Below are 3871 nucleotides of genomic sequence, written 5' to 3'. Positions count from 1 at the left end.
CTTCTGGTAAAACCAGTGAGATTTACCTCATGGAAGGATTCATGGATGTCATTGCAGCCTATCGGGCTGGAATCGAAAACGCTGTCGCATCTATGGGAACGGCCTTGAGTCGTGAGCATGTTGAGCATCTGAAAAGGTTAACCAAGAAGTTGGTTCTGGTTTATGATGGCGATAAGGCTGGGCAAGCTGCGACATTGAAAGCCTTAGATGAAATTGGCGATATGCCTGTGCAGATCGTCAGCATGCCTGATAACTTGGATCCAGATGAGTATCTACAAAAAAATGGACCAGAAGACTTGGCCTATCTATTAACGAAAACTCGTATTAGTCCGATTGAGTTCTACATTAACCAGTACAAGCCTGAAAATAGTGAAAATCTGCAGGCTCAGATTGAGTTTATTGAAAAAATAGCTCCCTTGATTGTTCAAGAAAAGTCTATCACTGCTCAAAACAGCTATATTCATATTTTAGCTGACAGTCTGCCATCCTTTGATTATACTCAAATTGAGCAGATTGTTAATGAGAGTCGACAGGCACAAAGGCAGAATCGCATGGAAGGAATTTCCAGACCGACGCCAATCACCATGCCTGTTACCAAGCAGTTATCGGCTATTATGAGGGCAGAAGCCCATCTACTTTATCGAATGATGGAATCTCCCCTTATATTGAATGATTACCGTTTGCGAGAAGATTTTGCATTTGACACACCTGAATTTCAGGTTTTATATGACTTGCTTGGCCAGTATGGCAATCTTCCTCCAGAAGTTCTAGCAGAACAGACAGAGGAAGTTGAAAGAGCTTGGTACCAAGTCTTAGCTCAGGATTTACCTGCTGAGATGTCACCGCAGGAACTTAGTGAAGTAGAGATGACTCGAAACAAGGCTCTCTTGAATCAGGACAATATGAGAATCAAAAAGAAGGTGCAGGAAGCTAGCCATGTAGGAGATACCGATACAGCCCTAGAAGAATTGGAACGTTTAATTTCCCAAAAGAGAAGAATGGAGTAATAATGGCAACAAAACAAAAAGAAGTAACAACATTTGACGTACAAGTAGCAGAATTTATCCGTAATCATAAACAAAAAGGGACAGCAACAGACGATGAAATCAATGCTAGTCTAGTTGTTCCTTTTACCTTGGATGCTGATGGGATTGAAGACCTTTTGCAACGAATCCAGGATGCAGGGATTTCAATCACAGATAACGAAGGAAATCCAAGTGCGCGTGTTCTTAGTGCAGAAGAAGAACCAGAACTTAGCGATGAGGATTTGATTGGTTCAACTTCGGCTAAGGTCAATGACCCTGTCCGTATGTACTTGAAAGAAATCGGGGTCGTACCTCTTTTGACCAATGAAGAGGAAAAAGAATTGGCACTTGCTGTTGAAGCTGGCGATATCGAAGCCAAACAACGTCTTGCGGAAGCCAACCTTCGTTTGGTTGTTTCTATTGCCAAACGCTATGTCGGCCGCGGTATGCAGTTCCTTGACTTGATTCAAGAAGGAAATATGGGCTTGATGAAGGCTGTTGACAAGTTTGATTATTCTAAAGGGTTCAAGTTTTCAACTTACGCAACTTGGTGGATTCGTCAGGCAATCACTCGTGCTATTGCGGATCAAGCTCGTACCATTCGTATCCCAGTTCACATGGTTGAAACAATCAATAAATTGGTTCGTGAACAGCGTAATCTCCTTCAAGAATTGGGACAAGATCCAACACCAGAACAAATCGCTGAACGTATGGATATGACACCTGATAAGGTTCGTGAAATCTTGAAGATTGCTCAAGAACCGGTATCCCTTGAAACTCCAATCGGTGAAGAGGATGATAGTCACCTTGGGGACTTTATCGAAGATGAAGTGATTGAAAATCCAGTGGATTATACAACTCGTATCGTCTTGCGTGAGCAGTTGGATGAGGTCTTGGATACTCTTACAGACCGTGAAGAAAATGTTTTGCGTCTACGTTTTGGGTTAGATGATGGGAAAATGCGCACTCTTGAAGATGTGGGGAAAGTCTTTAACGTAACTCGTGAGCGTATCCGTCAGATTGAAGCAAAGGCTTTGAGAAAACTACGCCAACCAAGTCGTAGCAAACCGCTTCGTGATTTTATTGAAGACTAAGAGTGAGGATGAATATGGCTTATACAGAAGAGCAAATTGAAAACATCAAAACACGAATTTTATCAGCCTTGGAAGAAGTTATTGACCCTGAGTTGGGAATCGATATTGTCAATCTTGGTTTGATTTATGAGATTCGTTTTGATGGCGACACAGGGCAAACAGAGATTGATATGACGTTGACAACTATGGGTTGTCCCTTGGCAGACCTTTTGACGGATCAGATTTATGATGCTATGACAGAGGTGCCAGAAGTAACGGATACTGAGGTTAAATTAGTCTGGTATCCAGCCTGGACAGTTGAAAAAATGAGTCGCTATGCACGCATTGCCCTAGGCATTAAGTAAACATATAAAAGCATGTGAGAGACCCTTGGAAAAGTGAGGAAATTTCCCCCTCTTTTCCTCTAGTCTCTCCTTTCTTTTGCTGATTTTATTCAAAGAAAATGATATAATAGTAGTTATGGAAAAAAAGAAATTACGCATCAATATGTTGAGTTCAAGTGAGAAAGTAGCAGGACAAGGAGTTTCAGGTGCTTACCGTGAATTAGTTCGTCTTCTTCAACGTGATGCCAAGGACCAATTGATTGTTACAGAAAATCTTCCAATAGAGGCAGATGTGACTCACTTTCATACCATTGATTTCCCCTATTATTTATCAACATTCCAAAAGAAACGCTCAGGAAGGAAAGTTGGCTATGTGCATTTCTTACCTGATACACTTGAGGGGAGTTTGAAAATTCCATTTTTCTTAAAGGGAATTGTGAAACGCTATGTATTTTCTTTTTACAACCGGATGGAGCACTTGGTGGTGGTCAATCCTATGTTTATCGAGGATTTGGTCGCAGCTGGTATTCCACGTGAAAAAGTGACTTATATTCCTAACTTTGTAAACAAGGAAAAATGGCATCCTCTTCCACAGGAAGAGGTAGCGAGACTGCGTACAGAGCTAGGTCTTAGTGACAATCAGTTTATCGTAGTAGGTGCTGGTCAAGTTCAGAAGCGCAAAGGGATTGACGATTTTATCCGTCTGGCTGAGGAATTGCCGCAAATTACCTTTATCTGGGCAGGTGGTTTCTCTTTTGGTGGTATGACAGATGGTTATGAACGTTACAAGAAAATCATGGAGAATCCCCCTAAAAATTTGATTTTTCCAGGTATTGTGTCACCAGAGCGGATGCGCGAATTGTATGCCCTAGCGGACCTTTTCTTGTTGCCTAGTTACAATGAGCTCTTTCCGATGACGATTTTAGAGGCTGCCAGTTGTGAAGCTCCTATTATGTTGCGTGATTTAGATCTTTATAAGGTGATTTTAGAGGGGAATTATCGGGCGACAGCAGACAGAGAAGAGATGAAAGAAGCTATTCTGGAATATCAAGCGAATCCTGCTGCTTTAAAAGATTTGAAAGAAAAAGCTAAGAATATTTCTAGAGAGTATTCAGAAGAGCATCTGTTACAAATCTGGTTGGACTTTTATGAGAAACAAGCTGCTTTAGGGAGAAAGTAAAAAGTGAGGTAATCTATGCGAATTGGTTTATTTACAGATACCTATTTTCCTCAGGTTTCAGGTGTTGCGACCAGTATTCGAACCTTGAAAACAGAGCTTGAAAAGCAGGGGCACGCTGTTTTTATCTTTACGACGACAGATAAGAATGTCAATCGTTATGAAGATTGGCAGATTATCCGCATTCCAAGTGTTCCCTTCTTTGCTTTTAAGGATCGCCGTGTAGCTTATCGTGGTTTTTCCAAGGCACTA

5 protein-coding genes are annotated in these 3871 nt (G+C 41.4%); all 5 read left to right on the top strand.

Annotated elements, in window-relative coordinates; genetic code table 11:
- On the top strand, window positions 1–1007 hold a 1007-nt coding region (locus tag QZ359_RS07145), incomplete at its 5' end, for a DNA primase (RefSeq protein WP_293964918.1).
- 2 nt (window positions 1008–1009) lie between these two features.
- Complete coding sequence (gene rpoD / locus QZ359_RS07140; protein ID WP_000201905.1) at window positions 1010–2119, top strand: RNA polymerase sigma factor RpoD; 1110 nt, start codon at window positions 1010–1012, stop codon at window positions 2117–2119.
- 14 nt (window positions 2120–2133) lie between these two features.
- Entirely contained in the window at window positions 2134–2463 is a 330-nt protein-coding gene (locus QZ359_RS07135) for a metal-sulfur cluster assembly factor (RefSeq protein WP_000331925.1), read from the top strand.
- Window positions 2464–2578: 115 nt separating this feature from the next.
- Entirely contained in the window at window positions 2579–3622 is a 1044-nt protein-coding gene (cpoA, locus tag QZ359_RS07130; RefSeq protein ID WP_261067844.1) for an alpha-galactosylglucosyldiacylglycerol synthase, read from the top strand.
- A 15-nt stretch (window positions 3623–3637) separates the two neighbouring features.
- A partial coding sequence (locus tag QZ359_RS07125; protein ID WP_293964911.1) for a glycosyltransferase occupies window positions 3638–3871 on the top strand: 234 nt, incomplete at its 3' end.

The sequence above is a fragment of the Streptococcus sp. genome (genome assembly GCF_019414905.1).
Taxonomy (GTDB): domain Bacteria; phylum Bacillota; class Bacilli; order Lactobacillales; family Streptococcaceae; genus Streptococcus.
The sequence above is the reverse complement of the archived record's forward strand: the minus strand, read 5'-3'. Positions and strand labels throughout refer to the sequence as shown.

Excerpts from the sequence above, each read along its gene's own strand:
- rpoD (WP_000201905.1), top strand. The coding sequence starts at position 1,010 with ATGGCAACAAAACAAAAAGAAGTAACAACATTTGACGTACAAGTAGCA.
- QZ359_RS07135 (WP_000331925.1), top strand. The coding sequence starts at position 2,134 with ATGGCTTATACAGAAGAGCAAATTGAAAACATCAAAACACGAATTTTA.
- cpoA (WP_261067844.1), top strand. The coding sequence starts at position 2,579 with ATGGAAAAAAAGAAATTACGCATCAATATGTTGAGTTCAAGTGAGAAA.